This is a genomic window from Herbaspirillum sp. UBA812 (assembly GCF_002296545.1).
Classification (GTDB): domain Bacteria; phylum Pseudomonadota; class Gammaproteobacteria; order Burkholderiales; family Burkholderiaceae_D; genus Herbaspirillum; species Herbaspirillum huttiense.
In genome coordinates, this window is sequence record NZ_DBIC01000151.1 from 18,406 (window position 1) to 35,959 (window position 17,554).

Genomic DNA, 17,554 nt, shown 5'->3' on the forward strand with positions numbered 1-17,554 from the left:
TGCAGAAGTGGAAGAAGTGCCGACGGAGGAGGAAAGCTGCATGCCGTTCTCCTTGCCGTCACAGGGCGTAGCGCGTCAGCCGACGCTGCACCATCACGAAATAGGCCCCCACGCCCGCCAGGATCACCAGGAACATCAGGGTCGCCACCGCCGCGCCCATGGTCGGGCTGCCGATCTGCGCCTGGTAGCCGAAGAAAGTGCGATAGAAATAGGTACCCAGCAGGTCGGAGGCGTAGTTGGGACCGGCCAGCGCGCCCTTGACCGAATAGATCAGGTCGAAGGCATTGAAGTTGGCCACGAAGGTGAGGATGGTCACCAGCCCCAGGGTCGGGTAGATCAGCGGTAGCTTGATCTGCCAGAAGATGCGCAGCCCGCTGGCGCCCTCGGCATGTGCCGCTTCCAGCACTTCTTCGGGCACTGCCAGCAGGGCGGCATAGATCAGCATCATGGGAATGCCCACGTACTGCCACACCGAGATCAGCGACAGCGTCAGCAGTGCGGTCGATTCCTGCCCCAGCCAGGGCGCGAACCAGTCGGCCAGGCCGACCAGGCCCAGCAGTTTCTCGCCCACGCCCCAGAGCGGCGAGAGGATCAGTTGCCAGATGAAACCGATGATCACCACCGACAGCAGCGTGGGCAGGAAGATCAGCGTGCGGTAGGTGCGTGCACCGCGCAGTCCCTTGAGGCTGAACAGCGAGGCCAGCAAGAGGCCGATGGGATTCTGCAGGGCCATGTGGATGCAGAAGAACTTGACGTTGTTCCACATCGCATTCCAGAAGGCGGCCGACCAGTCGGGATCGAACAGGATGGTGCGGTAGTTGTCCAGGCCCACGAAGCTGCGCACGCCTGCATCATTGGCGGTGTAGAAACCGAGGCGCAGGGTATCGAGCAGGGGCAGGGCGCTGAAGAGTGCGTAGATCAGCACGGCGGGTGCAAGCAGCACCGCCAGTTGCCAGGCGCGGATGGTTTTCACGGGGGTCTCCTGTTCCTGATGGGGGAGGGAGCAGACCTCTTGGCGGGTCCTTGGCTCCGGGGTAGTGCGTTGCTTGGTCAGTCCCTCAGGTCATTGTTGCGGCTTGTACCATTTGGCAAAGCCGGCCTGGATCTTGGCCGCCGCATCCTGCGGACTCATCTTGCCGTTGAGCACCTGGGCGTTGACGTTCCACATCTCGTTTTCCATGCTGGGCGTGCCACGGTTGAGGATCTGCGAATTGACGCGGATGGTGGAGGCGCAGTTCTTGCGCCAGCCCATCATCTGCTTGGCAATCGGATCCTTCACCGAGATCAGGTGGTTCGACAGCGAGAAGAAACCGGTGACCTTGTTGGTGTAGAGATCGGCAAACTCCTGCGAGCCCAGCCAGGCCAGGAACTTGTAGGCGTCATCCTTGTTCTTGGACTTCTTGTTGATGCCCATGCCGATGTCGTTGTGGTCCGAGATATAGCAGGCATCGCCATTCTTGGGGACCGGCGGCGGGAAGGCGGCAAAGTCCATCTTGCCGTTGAAGTAGGCGATGTCCCAGGAACCGGCCGGATAGACCGCGCCCTTGCCGAGCGCGAACATGTTCTGGCTGTCGCTGTAGGTCTGGGCCGATGCGCCCTTGGGCAGGTACTTGCCGAGCTTGGCTTCGTATTCCCAGGCGGCCACGAATTGCGGATCGGTGAACTTGGCTTTGCCGGCGATGAGCGCCTTGCGGCCTTCTTCACCCTTCCAGTAATTGGGGCCGATGCTGGTGAAGAGCACCTGGTGCGATTCCCACTGTTCGGAAGTGCCCATCGCCAGGGGCGCGTACTTGCCGTTGGCCTTGACGGTATCGAGCAGCTTGAAGAATTCTGCCTCCGTCTTGGGCGGCTCCAGGTTCAGTTCCTTGAAGATCTTGGTGTTGTAGAAGAAGCCGTGGATCACCGAGGCCATCGGCATGCAGAAGGTGTCCTTGCCGTCATCGGTCTGCCAGGCGGCCTTGGCCGCAGGCGCGAAGAATTCCATGCCGGGCTTGCCATCCAGCTTTTCCAGGTGGCCCTTGTTGTAGAGCGAGAGCGAGACGTCGAAGGGGCGGCAGGCCACCAGGTCACCGGCGGTGCCACCGGCCATGCGGGCGGCCAGGCTGGAATCGTATTCGGTCGGGGCGGTCGGCGAGAACTTGACGGTAATGCCCGGATTGCTGCGCTGGAAGGCCGGGATCAGCACCTCCTGCCACAGCGGCAGGTCATCCACGCGCCAGCTTTCGATGGTCAGCGTGCCTGCCTGGCCAGGGGCGGCGGCCAGGCCCGTCAGGCCGAAGGCCAGGGCACAGGCGGCCAGCAGGCGACGGCGCGGGAAGGACGGCAACGATGGGATGAGGGAAAAACGACCAGCCTTTTGTTCGGTCTGCATCTTGGGTCTCCTTGGTTTTTGTGGGGATCGCAGCAGCCCTGCGCCACGAAACGCCGTGACAGTAGCAGCGGCCAGCATGTGATGCGAGCCCGGGCAGCGGCTGGCGGGAGAGTGCCGCAAGTGTTTGATTCAAAACGAAATTAAGTCGATTCGCCGCGCCTTGCGCATTACATATCCTTACAGGCCCTGCAGCATGGCGCGGGTGGGTTCACCTAGGCGGCAAGAGGGGAATGGGGCGCAGCATCGGATCGCGCCTGTGGATAAGATAAGCAGAACCAGTCTTACATTTATTAACAAGAGCTAAACCGAGTTCATCGTTTTCAAGATGCGTGCGGTGGCGGCTCACTGCTGCACAAATTGCACAATGGCAGTCACCCGGCTATAGTCTCTTCCGGTTTGGAGACAGCACCCCCCATGATAAAAACGAAACGGCCCGCGAATGCACGCGTCGGCCCGGCCCGCTTCGGGCTGGCCGTGCTGTGCCTGCTCGCGCTGGCGCTGGGGCTGGCTGCCTTGCCTGCCCATGCGCAGGTGCCTGCAGCGGGGCCGTCCCCGGCCACCGGCAATGCCCTGCAGGTGCTGCACTGGTGGACTTCGGCCAGCGAGCGCCAGGCCATCAACGTGGTGGTCAATCAACTGGCCAAACAGGATATCCAATGGCGCGACGTGGCCATCCCCGGCGGCGCCGGCATGGGCGCCGCCAAGGTATTGAAGAGCATGGTGCTGGCCAATCGTGCCCCGGAAGTGACGCAGTTGAATGGCGTGGTCTTCGGCGAGTGGGCTGACCTTGGGCTCTTGCTGGAGCTGGACAACGTGGCCGTGCAGGGCAACTGGGAAAAGCAGATGTTCCCCACCGTCTGGTCCCTGCTCAACAACCACGGCCACGTGGTGGCCGCGCCGCTGGGCATCCACCGCATCAACTCGCTGTTCTACAACACGGCCATCTTCAAGCGCTACAACCTCGCGCCGCCCAAGACCTGGGACGACTTCGACCAGATCGTCAAGAAGCTGCAGGGCACCGGCATCGTGCCGCTGGCGCAGAGTGCCGAGGCCTGGCAACTGGCCACGCTGTTCGAGAACATCGCGCTGGCCGAGAGCGGCCCCGCCTATTACCGCCGCCTGTTCGTGGAAATGAGCCCGGCCGCCTATCTCGATGCGCGCATGCTGCATATCCTCAAGCGCCTGCGCAGCCTGGCCTCCGCCATGCCGCAGCCGGTGCGCGAGCGGCCCTGGACGGAAGTGGCGCGCAGCATGGTCAGCGGCGAGGCCGCCATGCTCATCATGGGGGACTGGGCCAAGGGCGAGCTCAATGCCTGGGGCATGGAAGTGGACCAGCAGTTCGGCTGTGCACCGGCGCCGGGTACGGGCGACTTCCACCTCTACAGTACCGACACCCTGGCCATGTTCGCCGGCAACTATGCGCACCAGCCCATGCAGGAAACGCTGGCGCGGCTGACCATGTCGCCGGCCGTGCAGTCCGAATACAATAGGATCAAGGGTTCGATTCCCGTGCTGCGCGCGGCCGATCCGCACATGGACCGCTGTGCGCGCGACTCCTGGCGCGCCTTCAGCAAGGGGCCGGCCTGGCAGGCGCCCAGCCTGGTGCACCGCATGGCCACTGACGATACGACCAAGGATGCCATCGTGGCCGAGGTGCAGCGCTTCTTCCTCGACCGCAACCTGAGCGAAGAACAGACCCAGAAACGGCTTGCAGCGATTGCGCGTACACTCGCCCGCAATCGTAACGATTAAGAATTTCGGAGATGGAGCAGCAACATGACGCGCAAGATATTGATCGTCGACGATGACCAGAAGACCCGCACCCTGTTGAAGGCCTATCTGGAAAAGAACCAGTACGAAGTGCGCCTGGCCCATGATGGCGCGGCCTTCCTGACCGAGTTCCAGCGCTTTGCCGATGAGCTCTCGCTGGTGATCCTGGATGTGATGCTGCCGGACACCGACGGCTTTGCCCTGTGCAAGGCGGTGCGCCGCAAATCCAACGTGCCGGTCATCATGCTCACCGCCAGCTCGGATGAGACCGACCGCGTGGTCGGACTGGAACTGGGTGCGGACGACTACATCGCCAAGCCCTACAGCCCGCGCGAACTGCTGGCACGCATCAAGGCCATCCACCGCCGCATCGGCATCGACAACAGTGCGGCCCCGCGCTACTACCGCTTCGCCGGCTTCTCGCTCGATACCGTGGAACGCACCCTCACCGACAGCGCCGGCGAAGTCGTGCCCCTGACCGGCATGGATTATCAATTGCTGAAGTATTTCGTCGAACATCCGGGCGACGTGCTCGATCGCAACGTGCTCTGTGAAGAAACCCGCGGACGCGATGCCGGCCCGCTGGACCGCTCGCTGGATGTGCAGATCAGCAAGCTGCGCCTGCGCTTGAACGATGGCGGCCGCCAGCCGCACCTGATCAAGACCGTGCGCGGTGCCGGCTATGTCTTCTCGGCCGACGTCAGTGCCGCAGCCGCCTGAGAGCCTGGCGGCGGAGACGGCAGCGCTGGCTGTCCCCGCTGCCGCCGCGCGTCCTCCCAGCCTGCGCCGCCGCCTGGCTGCGCTGCTGGACTGGATGCTGCCGGATTCCCTGCTGGGCCGCCTGTCGGTGGTGATGATCTTTGGCGTGCTGGTCACGCAGGTGGCCGGTGGCCTGATCTGGGCCGTGCAGCTGCGCAGCAAGTCCGAGGCCGAGACCCGTACCGCCGCCCAGCACCTGGCCCATAGCGCCGCTTCGGCGATCCGCTACTTCATGACCCTGCCGCCCAACTACCGTCCGCTGATGATCCAGCAGCTGCGCGAGATGGGTGGCACGCGCTTCTTCATCAACGCCAACAGCAGCGCGGTGCCGGTCAAGTCGATAGGCGACAGTCGCCTGGCCAACCTGGCCATCGATGTCGCCGCCCAGACCCTGCGCGAAGACCTGCCCTTTCTGCCCGAAGCGCGGCTGGCCTTCGCCTGGCCTGATGGCCTGCCGGTAGCCAGCGATGGCCTCACCGTCAACGACCTGCCCGACAACTGGGTGCAGCACATCCTGCTGACCAAGCCCAACTCGGCCCCGGTACTGGTGATCCAGATGCAGGTCGAAAGCGGCCGCTGGATCTACCTGGCCGCGCTCATGCCCAACCCGTATTTCCTCGACAGCGACAATCCGTTGTGGCTGGACCGGCTGGTGCTGCAGGGTTTGTCACTGGCCGCGATCCTGCTGCTGACCATCCTCGTGGTACGCTGGACCACCCGTCCGCTGGCCGCGCTGGCCGATGCCGCCGAAGCCTTTGGCAAGGGCGAGACCGTGCCCAGCCTGCCCGAGACCGGCAGCCGCGAATACGTCAAGACCGCACGCGCCTTCTCCGGCATGCGCGAGCGCATCAAGCGCTATCTGGAAGACCGCGAGCGCCTGTTCGTCTCCATCTCGCATGACCTGCGCACGCCCATCACACGCCTCAAGCTGCGCACCGAACTGATGGATGACGACGCCATGCGCACCGATTTCCACGATGATCTCGATGAGCTGGACATGATGGTCAAGGGCGCGCTGCAATCGGTGAAGGACAGCGACATCCACGAGAACCGCACCGAGGTGCGCCTCGATGCGCTGGTGCTGCGCATGATCCGCGATGCCCGCCTGGCCGGCCACGAGATCGCCTTCACGCCCTCCGGCATCAACGTCATGGCCAAGCCGCTGGCGCTGAAGCGCGCCATCGGCAACCTGTTCGACAATGCCCTGTATTACGGCCAGAAGGTCGAGATCAGCATCCGGCCCTCGGCCGGTGTCGGTGGCGACCTGGTGGAAATCGAGATCCGCGACCACGGCCCCGGCGTGCCGGAAGACGCCATGGGCACGCTGTTCCAGCCCTACGTGCGGCTGGAACACGGACGCGCCCAGAACAGCGGCGGCATGGGCCTGGGTCTGGGCATCTCGCGCAACATCGTGCAGGCCCATGGCGGCGAACTGCTCTTGCGCAATCATCCGGAAGGCGGCCTGATCGCCACCATCATCCTGCCGGCACGCTGAAGATCCGTCGGGAACGGGCCTGGCGATTCATCTGTCAGACAGATCAATCGCATCAAAATTTTGCATTTAATGAATAAGTGAGAGAAGCGTAGACTTCAGCACACCACCCAGGAAGTGGCAGTTCAGGCAGTTCCCCCTCGATTCTTCCCGCAGAACATTTCTCCAAGGAGACCCATGAGCTATATCGCCGAATCCTCCCGCTACGATGGCCGCATGCCCTACCGCCGTACCGGCCGCAGCGGCCTGCTGCTGCCCGCCGTCTCGCTGGGCCTGTGGCAGAACTTCGGTGGCGTCGACAACTTCGAAACCGGCCGCGCCGTGCTGCGCCGCGCCTTCGACCGTGGCGTCACCCACTTCGACCTGGCCAACAACTACGGTCCCCCGGCCGGTTCCGCCGAGGAAAACTTCGGCCGCTGGATGGCCAAGGATTTCCTGCCCTACCGTGATGAGCTGGTCATCTCCAGCAAGGCCGGCTGGCAGATGTGGCCCGGTCCCTATGGCGGTCCCAGCGGTGCGCGCAAGCACCTCATCGCCAGCTGCGAACAGAGCTTGAAGCGCATGGGCCTGGACTACGTCGACATCTTCTATTCGCACCGCGTCGATGCCGACACCCCGCTGGAAGAGACCATGGGCGCGCTGGCACAGCTGCATCGCCAGGGCAAGGCGCTCTACGTCGGCATCTCGTCCTATTCGCCCGAGCTGACCCGCAAGGCAGCGGCCATCCTCAAGAGCGAAGGCGTGCCGCTGCTGATCCACCAGCCCAACTATTCCATGCTCAACCGCACGATTGAAAGCGGCCTGCTGCCGGCGCTGGAAGAACTGGGCGTGGGCTGCATCGGCTTCTCGCCGCTGGCGCAAGGCCTGCTGACCAGCAAGTACCTGGGTGGCGTGCCGGAAGGCGCCCGCGTGACGCGTGCGCCGTCGCTGCCGCAGCGCATGCTGTCGGAAGACAACCTGGCGCGCATCCGTGCCCTGAACGACATCGCCGCCAAGCGCGGCCAGACCCTGGCGCAGATGGCCATCGCCTGGGTGCTGCGCGATGCGCGCGTCACGTCTGCACTGATCGGTGCGCGCACCGTCGAGCAGCTCGACGATTCGCTGGATGCGGTCAAGAAGCTGGACTTCACGCAGGAGGAACTGGCCAGCATCGACAAGCATGCGACTGATGGCGATGTGGATCTGTGGAAGGTGTCGTCGTCGATTACCTGACGCCGATTGGCACGTGCATCAACGAAGAGCCTGTCCCGTTTGCGCGGGACAGGCTTTTTTCATGATCGTTCGCCGGGCTCGGCGTCTTCCGCGCGTTCCGGGCGCGACCACATCCAGGCCGCACCCAGGGCCATGCCCAGCGTGGCCAGCACGATCACCCAATGACGCTTGACGGTGAAGAGCATGATGACCAGGCACAGGCTCATCATGAGGGAAGCGCTGATCTTGGCGCGCCGCGCCACCACGCGGCCGTGGCGCCAGTTGTGGATCATCGGGCCGAACAGGCGATGCTGTTCCAGCCAGCGCTGCAGGCGCGGTGAACCCTTGCCGGCGGCCCAGGCGGAGAGCAGCACGAATTCGGTGGTCGGCAGGCCGGGAATGAAGATGGCCACGATGCCGATACCGAGGCTGGCATAGGCCAGCAGCAGCCACAGCCAGCGCGTGCGGCGCGGGGCCAGCTGGCTGGACGGCAGCGGCAGGGGCGGTTGGGACGGACTGTCCGCCATGGCCTCAGTCCAGCGCGAAGTGCCGTTTCAACAGCACGCCAAAACGTTCGAAGGCCGCAGCGGCACCGGCCACCACCGCATCCTGTTCCTGCGCCGAGAGGCCGGGCGCATCAAGGAAGCTGACGAAGCGCCGCCAGACCACCGCCCGTCCTTCCGGGTAAGCCGCCAGGTTGCGCGCGCCAAAGCTTTCGCTCAGGCCCAGCTTGTCCTTGACCTCCTTGAGCAGGAAGGCCGCGCCCAGCGTCGAACCTTCGGAGACGTAGAGCCAGCCCAGCGCTTCAGGCATGGCCACGTTGCCGGTGGCGATGACGGCCTCACCCGGCGCGGCCTGCAGATCGGCCAGGTCGGCCAGTGCAGCGGCTTCGCGGCCGCGTACCTGCAGGTCAGGCACGGCGGCCTGGATGGCCGGATCGTCGAACAGATGTTCGACATCGCGCTGGAAGTGATACTGCGCCGCCACGAAGCGCACGTACTGCGCGCGGCTGGCGAAGGGTTGCGCCTGTTCCATCAGGGCGTGCATCTGCTCATGCAGCGTGGCCGTTTCATTCTTGAGACGGGCCGAAAGCAGGGCGGGAGCGGTAGAGAGAGGATTCATCATGGTCGGGACGGGTCATCATGTTGCCGCCCGGGAGATCCGGCGGGCCGATCATGTCGATGGCCCTGGGGCGGCGCGGCTGGCAGACCCGGCCTGCGGGAGGACGGAAGAGGCTGACTGCGTCGGCCATTTTAACGCAAACGGCCAGACCCGCTTGCGCGCGGGGCCGGCCGTGGGGGGTGTCAGCGCTTTCGTCATTCTGACGAGGCGGGCACGTCAGAATGACGAAGGTGGCGCTACATCTTGAAGCCGCCGACCAGCACCGACAGCCGGTGCGCCTCATCCTGCAAGGACTTGGCAGCGGCCGCCGCCTGTTCGACCAGCGCTGCATTCTGTTGCGTGCCTTCGTCGATATGCGTGATGGCCAGGTTCACTTCCTGGATGCCGCCATTCTGTTCGCTGCTGGCATGGGCGATTTCGCTGACGATCACGCTGACGTCACGGATGCTGGCCACGATCTGTTCCATGGTCTGCCCGGCCTGGGCCACCAGCACCCCGCCATCGGCCACCTTGGAGACCGAGTTGTCGATGAGCTGCTTGATCTCCTTGGCGGCCTGGGCGCTGCGCTGGGCCAGCGAACGCACTTCGGAAGCCACCACCGCGAAGCCGCGTCCCTGCTCACCGGCGCGGGCCGCTTCCACTGCCGCGTTCAGGGCCAGGATGTTGGTCTGGAAGGCGATACCATCGATCACGCTGATGATGTCGACGATGCGTTGCGAGGAGCTGTTGATGGCATCCATGGTCTGCACCACCTGACCCACGACGTCGCCGCCGTGGCTGGCGACTTCCGAAGCGGAACCGGCCAGTTCATCGGCTTGAATCGCATTGGCGGCATTCTGCTTCACGGTCGAGGTCAGCTCTTCCATGGCCGAGGCGGTTTCTTCCAGTGCACCCGCTTGCTGCTCGGTACGCGAAGACAGATTGAGGTTGCCGGCCGCGATCTCGCTGGCGGCGGTGTTGATTTCTTCGGTCCCGGCACGCACGCTGGAGACCACTTCCGACAGGCCCATGCTGATACCGTTGAAGGCGCCCATCAGGCGGCCGATCTCATCGCTGCTGTGCACGTGCAGGCGGGTGGTGAGGTCGCCACCGGCGATGCGGTCGGCGGCATTGCACACCGCATCCAGCGGACGGGTGATCATGCGGTTGATCATCACCGTCAGGATCGCGCCGAGCACCGCCAGGAACAGCAGGCCCAGGCCAATGTAGAGATTGCGCATCGAGTTGACTTCGCGGGTGATCTCATCGACCGCCGCTTCACCGACGATGACCCAGTTCCACGGGGCATAGTGAGTGAAGACGGCGATCTTCTGGCGGCCATCGCTGCCGGTGTAGCGCAGCTGGCCTTCCTTCTGCTGCACCAGGGTCTTGATGTAGGTGTTGCCGCCGGCATCCTTGGCCTCGATCAGGTTGCCGCCTTCTTCCTTGCCCTCGCGCGGGGCACCGGCAATCATCACGCCCTGGTCCTTGCCTTCGCGGCCATTGAGCGCATAGAAGTTGCCGGTCTCGGCGATCTTGAGCGACTTGATCTGGTCCTTCAGCGCCTTCACGTCGGCCGAGATGTCGATGCCCACGAAGAGCGCGGCGATGATCTGGCCGGCGTCATTCTTGAAGGGCACGTACTTGGTGATGTACTGCTTGCCGAACAGGGTGGCCACGCCGCTGTAGGTCTTGTCGGACTTCAGGGCGGCATAGCCGGGATGGGCGCGGTCAAGCAGGGTGCCGACGGCGCGTTCGCCGTTTTCTTTCTTGACGGAAGTTGACACGCGCACGAAGTCATCGCCGGTCTTGGCGAAGATGGTGGCGGTCACGCCGGTGTGGGCGGTGAAGCGGTCGGGGATGGAGAAATCCAGGTTCAGTTCGCGGCCATCGTTGGACAGCACCGGCGTGGCGCGGTCGCCGATCTGCACGGTGCGGCTTTCGTCCAGGGTCAGCTTGCCGAATTCCTTGTCGAACATGGTGGAGAAGCGGTCCACCTGGCTGTTCACCGAGCGGTCGAAGATGCCCACCATATTGGCCACGCCGCGCGCGTCGTTGCCCATCTGTTCGATGGAGCGCGATTCCACCATGCGTGAAGCGGAGTAAGTGATCAGCATCAGTGCGATCACGAAGACGATGCCCACCAGGGCTACCGTCATGGCAGTCAGTTTTGCACCGACGGAGCGGTGGAAAAGGGATGCGCCGCGCGCATCAGACATTGCATTAGCCATGGCTGTTGTTGTTCTTGAAGTCAAAGGGTGTGGAAAAGCAAATACCGAACCAAAACCATCCGAGGACCGATGGCGATCGCTGACAACGCGCTCATCTCGCCATCGTTTGCCCTCCTTCTTTCCGTCTTCCGGAAGGTCCTGCAACACAGTGCCTGCGTACCGATGACAGCTTGGCCGGAGGAGCGGCATGCTGCATCGGATTGCCGAAACGGCAATGCAACGCGGTCACTCACGTCAGGGGCCTTCCTTGCAGGGAGGCCCAACGTTCATGCTGAAATCACGGTACTTGCGGGGAAGCGAGTCAGTATATCGTCAGCATTTTGCGCTGCATCGAAATACTTCGAATGTTTGCGCCCACATGTAACTGTGCTGTTGTTTTTCCGGCGAGAAAGTGCCTTTTTTGCATGGAACTTTCGATTGTTCTTGCCTGCTTGTATTTCCTTCTCTCCAAGTTCAGCCGCGCGGTCCTGTCGCCCCCGGTGGAGCGGCATTCTCGCCACGGTAATCCCGCACCCAGCTTTCCAGCTGATCGGCCGACATCGGCCGCGAAAAATAATAGCCCTGCGCCACGTCACAGCCCTGGCTGATCAGCAGCCGGTACTGGTCGGCATCTTCCACACCTTCGGCCACCACGGTCAATTTGAGGCTTTCGCCGATGCGGATGACGGCGTTGGTGAGGGCACTCACCGCTTCGTCCTTGGCCATGTCGCGCACGAAGCTCTGGTCCAGCTTGAGTTCGGAGACCGGCAGCTTGCGCAGGTAGCCGAGGCTGGAATAACCGGTGCCGAAGTCATCCATGGCCAGCGGAATGCCCAGCGCATGCACGGCGGCGATGGTCTGGTTGGTGCTGGGGTTGGTATCCATCAGCACGGTCTCGGTGATTTCCAGCGTGAGGTCGGTCGGTGCCAGGCTGTAGCGGCGCAGCAGGCCGGTGAGAAATTGCGGCAGGTCGAGATCGTGGAAATTGGTGGCCGACAGGTTCACCGAAACCGACGGCACCTGGATCCCGCGCCGCCGCCAGTCAGCCAGCTGGAAGCAGGCCTCTTCCAGCGCCCACTTGCCCAGCTCGCCGATCAGGCCGCATTCCTCGGCAATCGGGATGAAGCGGCCCGGCGAGATCTGCCCCAATTGCGGATCGTACCAGCGGGCCAGCGCTTCCACGCCGTGCAGGCTGAGGTCGTGCAGGTTGATCTGCGGCTGGAAGTGCAGTTCGAAGCTGCCGCCGCGCAAGGCATCACGCAGCGCGCCTTCCAGCACCAGGCGTTCCTGGGCGAGGCTGTTCATCTCCTCGCTGAAGAAGCTGAAACGTCCCCGGTTCACGGCCTTGGCCTGGTACATGGCGATGTCGGCGCGATGCAGCAGGGTCTCGATGTCGTGGCCGTTGTCGGGGAAGATCGCCACCCCGATGCTGGCCGAGGGATTGAGCGGCGTGCCGTTGATGTGGCAGGGCATGGCCAGCCGTTCCTGGATGCGCTTGACCACTTCGGTCAGGTGGTCGGTGTCGTATTGGGTCAGCACCACCACGAACTCGTCGCCGGAAAGACGGCCGACGATGTCCGAGCGGCGCGCCTGTGATTGCAGCCGCGTGGCCACCGTGCGCAGCAGTTCATCGCCGGCCTGGTGGCCCAGCGAATCGTTGACCTGCTTGAAGCGATCAAGATCGATGAACATCACCGCCACCATACTGCGGTTGCGCTCGGCTGCCGCGATCGCTTGCCCGGCCTGTACCAGCAGCAGGCTGCGGTTGGGCAGCCCGGTCAGCGAATCATAGAAAGCCAGCTGGTGGATGCGCGCCCGCGAGGCTTCGCGTTCAATGGCCAGCGCGCACAGGTGCAGGCCGGCATCCACCAGCAGGTGGTGGAAGGCGCTCGGCGCGCGCGGCTGGCGATAGTAGAAACCGAAGGTGCCGATGACCTTGCCATCGGCCGACTTGATCGGGGTTGACCAGCAGGCCTGCAGGCCGTGGCTCAAGGCGATTTCCTTGTAGTCGGCCCAGTGCGGATCGGTGGCGATCTCTTCCGAGACCACGCTCTGGCCGGTATAGGCGGCGCTGCCGCAGGAGCCCACCAGCGGACCGATCTGGATGCCCTCGATGGCGCGTGTGTAGGCTTCCGGCAGGCTGGGCGCGGCCAGGGTATGCAGGCGGCCGTGTTCATCCACGCGCAGCACCGAGGCGATCACCTCGGGCGCGACGCGCTCGACTTCCTCGCACAGCAGGTTCATCTGCTCGGCCAGCGAGGAATCGCGGGCCATGGCGTTGAGCACGCGGTACTGCAGGACTTCATGGACCTTGGTATTGGTGATGTCGGTCATCACGCAGACCGCATTGATGAGCTTGCCCTGCACGTCGAGGATGGGATTGACCACCGCCGAAATCCAGACCGGCTGTTCGTGCAGGTCGTGGATCAGTTCCTCGGTGTGGAAGCTGTGTCCCTGCAGCAGCTCGCCATGGCAGCGCTCGATCGACTTGACGAACGTCGGGTGACTGGCAAACAGCTCGCGTGGCAGCTTGCCGATGGTCTGCTGGCTCTGGAAGCCCAGCATGCGGGTGAACCCGGTGTTATGAAAGACGATGCGGTTCTGCTCGTCGGTGATGAGCACGGCATTGTCGGTTTCGTTGATGCCCAGCGAGAGCAGGTGCAGGTGTTCACGGTCGCTCTTTTCGCGGGTGACGCGGTAGGTGACGTCGTTGCCGATGCAGATCACGCGCTCGGTCTTGCCCTGGGGATCGAGCAGGGGCGAGTAGGTGGCTTCCCACCAGATCGTGCGGCCGCTGCGCGTGCGGCGCGGGAAACGGCCGGAGAAGAAGCGGCCACTGCAGACATCGCGCCAGAAGATCGCATATTCCTCGCTGTCGGCATAGCCGGGCGGACACAGCACGCTGTGCGGCTGGCCGATCAGGTCGTCGGCCAGGTATTCCATGGTTTTGAGGTAGTTGCGGTTGGCCGCCAGGATCATGCCCTGGGGCGAGAGTTCGACCACGCCCAGCGAGCGGTTCAGGGCGCTGAGCACATTGTTGCTGTGATGCGAATCGTCGATGTGCGAACTGATGTCGGCCGCCACCGAGATCACCTTGCGCAGCTGGCCGCTGCCATCCAGGATCGGACTGCACAGGGCTTCCAGCCAGACGATGGTGCCGTCGATTCTGCGCCGCTGCAGCGTACCGGCGATCACCTCGCCCTGGCGCAGGTGCTGCCAGAAGCGCTGGTAGTCCTCGGTCTCGACAGAGAGCGGGTCACACAGCATGCGGTGATGCTGGCCCACCACTTCATGCCGCTGGTAGCCCAGCATGCCGAGGAATTTGTCATTGGCATCGAGGATGCTGCCATCGGCAGCGAATTCGAGAATGGCCATGGAACGCCAGAGCGCGCCCAGCAGCGCCTCGCGTTCCTCCTCGCGCAGGCGCTGGTGATCTCCCTGCGGCTGCGACGGATGATCGAACTGGCCCACGAATGACTCCTGGCTCCCCATACAGCGCCCCCTCTGGCCGGTATTGACGCCCGTGCGTCTTGCCTCATGCAGTGCGGAGTTGCGATTGCCCGGGTTCCCCGTTTTCCCCCGGTGGCTTCCATTTGCCCGCCCGTCAGCGCCGTCCCGTCTGCCTTGCCGCCAGCGACCGCGCCGCGGAAAGGCGCAGAACATGCTTGATGATGCATATTTGCCTCATCAAAACTGAACGAACCTGACATTGATCATATGCCAAATCCTTCCGGTTGTGCGTGCGGGCGGCGGCCTTGGCGGGCCGCCACACAACGCGCTGCGATCTTGTGTGAGGATCTTCTTGCGGCAAGTTTCCTCAAGGATTTTATCGGCCGGTATCCGGGCTTCTTGAGTTGCGGCGGGGTGAGTGTTGTATGATGCCTGCGCAGGTGCGCGAGATCGCTTTGCCTGTGCGATAGGTCCCGACGGAGTTGCTGAAGGGAAATATCCGGCCGCGCGGCGATGGGGAGCCCCGGCCTTGATGAATCATCAAAGATTGGGCTTTATGGATTATCTGCAGTGGCTGGACGTGCTGGTGCACGTGGACAAATATCTGGGCGTCCTGATCGAGCAGTACGGCCCGCTCATTTATGCGGTGTTGTTCCTGATTGTCTTCTGTGAAACCGGACTGGTGGTCCTGCCCTTCCTGCCGGGGGATTCGCTGCTGTTCATCGCCGGTACTTTCTGTGCGCTGGGGGCCATGGACATCTGGCTGCTGATGGGCCTGTTGATCGCCGCCGCGGTGGCCGGCAACACGCTCAATTACTGGATCGGCGGCTGGGTCGGACAACGCGTCTATACCCACAACTACCGCTGGCTCAACCCCGACGCCCTGCGCAAGACCCACAGCTTCTATGAAAAACACGGTGGCAAGACCATCGTGATCGCCCGTTTTACCCCCATCGTGCGCACCTTTGCGCCCTTCATCGCCGGCGTCTCGGCCATGAGCTTTGCGCGCTTCCAACTGTTCAACGTGCTGGGTGCCTTCCTGTGGGTGGTCAGCCTGGTGGTGCTCGGCTACTTGTTCGGCAATATTCCGGTGGTGCGGGAGAACCTCAATACGCTGGTGCTCATCGGCATCGTCGGTGCCATCGTTCCCATCGTGCTGGGGGCGCTGTGGCAGCTGTGGCGCAAATTGCGCGGCAAGCGCAAGGTCAGCAACGCCTGAGCGCCGCGTCCCCGGTGCACCGACGCCGCACCCGACAAAAAACCCGGTCTGCCAGAGCAGGACCGGGTTTTTTGTTGTCTGCCGGCTGACCCGCTACTTCAGGTCAGCCGGTTCTTGGCCAGCGGCGGGTTCTTGGCGAAGTAGTTGCGGATGCCGGTCAGGATGGCATCGGCCATCTGCTCCTGATAGCGCTCGTCGGTGAGCTTGGCTTCTTCTTCCGGGTTGGAGATGAAGGCGGTCTCGATCAGGATGCTGGGAATGTCCGGAGCCTTCAGCACGGCAAAGCCGGCCTGCTCCACCGCCCCCTTGTGCAGCTTGTTGATACCGCCAATTTCCTTCAGCACCGCATTGCCCACGCGCAGGCTGTCGTTGATCTGCGCCGTGGTCGACAGGTCCAGCAGCACGCTGGCCAGTTGGCGGTCATGGGTCTTGATGTTGCCCCCGCCGATCAGGTCGGCCGAGTTTTCCTTGTTGGCCAGCCAGCGTGCGGCGGTGGAGCTGGCCCCCTTTTCCGACAGGGCGAACACGGAAGAACCGCGCGCCGTCGGCTGCACGAAGGCATCCGCATGGATCGACACGAACAGGTCGGCCTGCACCTTGCGCGCCTTGACCACGCGCTGGCCCAGGGGCACGAAGAAATCGGCGTCGCGAGTCAGCATGACGCGCATGTTGGGGTATTGCTCGATCTTGCGTTTGAGGCGCTTGGCGATGGACAGTACGACGTCCTTCTCGCGGTTGCCGCGCGCGCCGGTGGCACCGGGGTCTTCGCCGCCGTGGCCGGGATCCAGCGCGATGGTGATCATGCGGGTCAGCTGCATGCGCGGCTCGTCCGGCACCACCTTGGGGTTGCGCTCGGTCTTGTCTTCCGGCTGCGGCTTGATCTCGGCCAGCGGGGCCGGATCGGGTTTGGGCGGTGCGGCCGGGGCCTGCGCCAGCGGCGGGGTGGCCGGGCTTTCCTTGTTCCACTCGCCCTTCTGGATGAGGGCGGCGATCGGATCCGGCGGCGCGGCCGGGTACAGGTCGATGACGAAGCGGTATTTGTATTCGCCCACCGGGGCCAGGGTGAAGACCTGCGGCTTGATCTCGTCCTTCAGGTCGAACACCAGGCGCACCACGCTGGGCCGGTTCTGGCCCACGCGTACCTGCTTGATGTAGGGGTCGTTGGGCTGGATCTTGGCGACCAGGTCCTTCAGGGTGCTGTTGAGGTCGATGCCCTCGATGTCCACCACCAGGCGCTCCGGGTTCTTGACCACGAAGTGGGTGACCTTGAGGTCGCTGTCGTTTTCCAGCGTGACGCGGGTGTAGTCCTCGGACGGCCAGACACGCACGGCCAGGATCTGCGAAGCCAGGGCGGGCAGGGGAGTGACGACGGAGACGAACAGCGCGCCGCCGGCTTTGAGGATGGTGCGGCGGGGTTTGGACTTCACAGGGTGGGAGCGAATTTCAGTCGAGCGAGGCATTGATGACCCTTGTCGGACAACGCACGCAATTCTACATCACGACCGTCCCCTGCAAGCGACAGGTTGACGTGTATGTCCGGTGGCGGCAACACCGGATCGCCCTTTTCAGGCCATTCGACGATACAGACGGAGTTTTCGTTGAAATGTTCACGAAAACCGGCATCGAGAAATTCTTCCGGGCTGGCCATGCGGTACAGATCGAAGTGGATGACTGTTACCATGCGGCCTGCGAAGGAAACTTCATAAGGCTCCGCCAGCGTGTAGGTCGGGCTTTTGACCCGTCCCTGGTAGCCCGCCGCGTGCAGCAGGGCGCGCGTGAGCGCGGTCTTGCCGGCCCCGAGGTCGCCGTGCAGGTAGATCGCCAGGCCCGGTGCCAGCACCTGGGCCAGGTCGGCCCCGAGGCGGGCGGTGGCCGCTTCGTCGGGCAGGTGGAGGTGAAGTCGCTGCATGCTCATGCTGTTCTGGGTCATCCGGGATGGTTCGTTACAAGGTTCTAGTCTGAAGGTTCAAGCGCTCATGTCCACTCACCCC

At 63.6% G+C, this 17,554-nt stretch carries 13 protein-coding genes; 5 read left to right on the plus strand and 8 right to left on the minus strand.

The window, feature by feature from the left end:
* Positions 1–58: 58 nt before the first annotated feature.
* Both B3873_RS09590 and B3873_RS09595 read right to left on the minus strand, forming a co-directional pair.
* Complete coding sequence (locus B3873_RS09590; protein WP_134134117.1) at positions 59–973, minus strand: carbohydrate ABC transporter permease; 915 nt, start codon at positions 971–973, stop codon at positions 59–61.
* A 90-nt stretch (positions 974–1,063) separates the two neighbouring features.
* Positions 1,064–2,371 (minus strand): ABC transporter substrate-binding protein, encoded by a 1,308-nt coding sequence (locus B3873_RS09595; protein ID WP_198516453.1) that lies wholly within the window; start codon positions 2,369–2,371, stop codon positions 1,064–1,066.
* Between the two features lie 414 nt (positions 2,372–2,785).
* Between B3873_RS09595 and B3873_RS09600 the strand changes: the two genes are divergently transcribed.
* The 4 genes from B3873_RS09600 to mgrA all read left to right on the plus strand — a co-directional run bounded on the left by B3873_RS09600 (position 2,786) and on the right by mgrA (position 7,604).
* Entirely contained in the window at positions 2,786–4,123 is a 1,338-nt protein-coding gene (locus B3873_RS09600) for an ABC transporter substrate-binding protein (RefSeq protein ID WP_209583415.1), read from the plus strand.
* A 24-nt stretch (positions 4,124–4,147) separates the two neighbouring features.
* The gene (locus B3873_RS09605) at positions 4,148–4,861 is read left to right on the plus strand and encodes a response regulator (RefSeq protein WP_034331706.1); all 714 of its coding nucleotides are present in this window, start codon (positions 4,148–4,150) and stop codon (positions 4,859–4,861) included.
* Positions 4,845–6,395 (plus strand): ATP-binding protein, encoded by a 1,551-nt coding sequence (locus B3873_RS09610; protein ID WP_134223818.1) that lies wholly within the window; start codon positions 4,845–4,847, stop codon positions 6,393–6,395. Before B3873_RS09605 ends, B3873_RS09610 begins: the two co-directional genes overlap by 17 nt.
* Positions 6,396–6,569: 174 nt before the next feature.
* On the plus strand, positions 6,570–7,604 hold the full coding sequence (gene mgrA, locus B3873_RS09615; protein ID WP_209533971.1) for an L-glyceraldehyde 3-phosphate reductase: 1,035 nt from the start codon (positions 6,570–6,572) through the stop codon (positions 7,602–7,604).
* Between the two features lie 59 nt (positions 7,605–7,663).
* Here the strand turns inward: mgrA and B3873_RS09620 are convergent, their stop codons facing one another.
* From B3873_RS09620 to B3873_RS09635, 4 genes are all read right to left on the minus strand, one after another.
* Positions 7,664–8,110, minus strand: coding sequence for a YbaN family protein (locus tag B3873_RS09620; RefSeq protein WP_286865578.1), 447 nt, complete (start codon positions 8,108–8,110; stop codon positions 7,664–7,666).
* A gap of 4 nt (positions 8,111–8,114) precedes the next feature.
* The gene (locus B3873_RS09625; protein ID WP_414651533.1) at positions 8,115–8,708 is read right to left on the minus strand and encodes a biliverdin-producing heme oxygenase; all 594 of its coding nucleotides are present in this window, start codon (positions 8,706–8,708) and stop codon (positions 8,115–8,117) included.
* A 233-nt stretch (positions 8,709–8,941) separates the two neighbouring features.
* Complete coding sequence (locus B3873_RS09630; protein WP_286865580.1) at positions 8,942–10,915, minus strand: methyl-accepting chemotaxis protein; 1,974 nt, start codon at positions 10,913–10,915, stop codon at positions 8,942–8,944.
* A 453-nt stretch (positions 10,916–11,368) separates the two neighbouring features.
* On the minus strand, positions 11,369–14,386 hold the full coding sequence (locus B3873_RS09635) for a sensor domain-containing protein (protein ID WP_286865582.1): 3,018 nt from the start codon (positions 14,384–14,386) through the stop codon (positions 11,369–11,371).
* Between the two features lie 514 nt (positions 14,387–14,900).
* On the opposite strand from B3873_RS09635, the gene B3873_RS09640 reads away from it, so the two are divergent.
* Positions 14,901–15,563: a VTT domain-containing protein gene (locus B3873_RS09640; RefSeq protein WP_204727166.1), complete on the plus strand. Its 663-nt coding sequence runs from the start codon at positions 14,901–14,903 to the stop codon at positions 15,561–15,563.
* 98 nt (positions 15,564–15,661) lie between these two features.
* On the opposite strand, the gene B3873_RS09645 is transcribed toward B3873_RS09640, so the two are convergent.
* The gene (locus B3873_RS09645) at positions 15,662–17,023 is read right to left on the minus strand and encodes an N-acetylmuramoyl-L-alanine amidase (protein WP_286865585.1); all 1,362 of its coding nucleotides are present in this window, start codon (positions 17,021–17,023) and stop codon (positions 15,662–15,664) included.
* Complete coding sequence (gene tsaE / locus B3873_RS09650; protein ID WP_286865596.1) at positions 16,987–17,472, minus strand: tRNA (adenosine(37)-N6)-threonylcarbamoyltransferase complex ATPase subunit type 1 TsaE; 486 nt, start codon at positions 17,470–17,472, stop codon at positions 16,987–16,989. Before tsaE ends, B3873_RS09645 begins: the two co-directional genes overlap by 37 nt.
* Positions 17,473–17,554 lie beyond the last annotated feature (82 nt).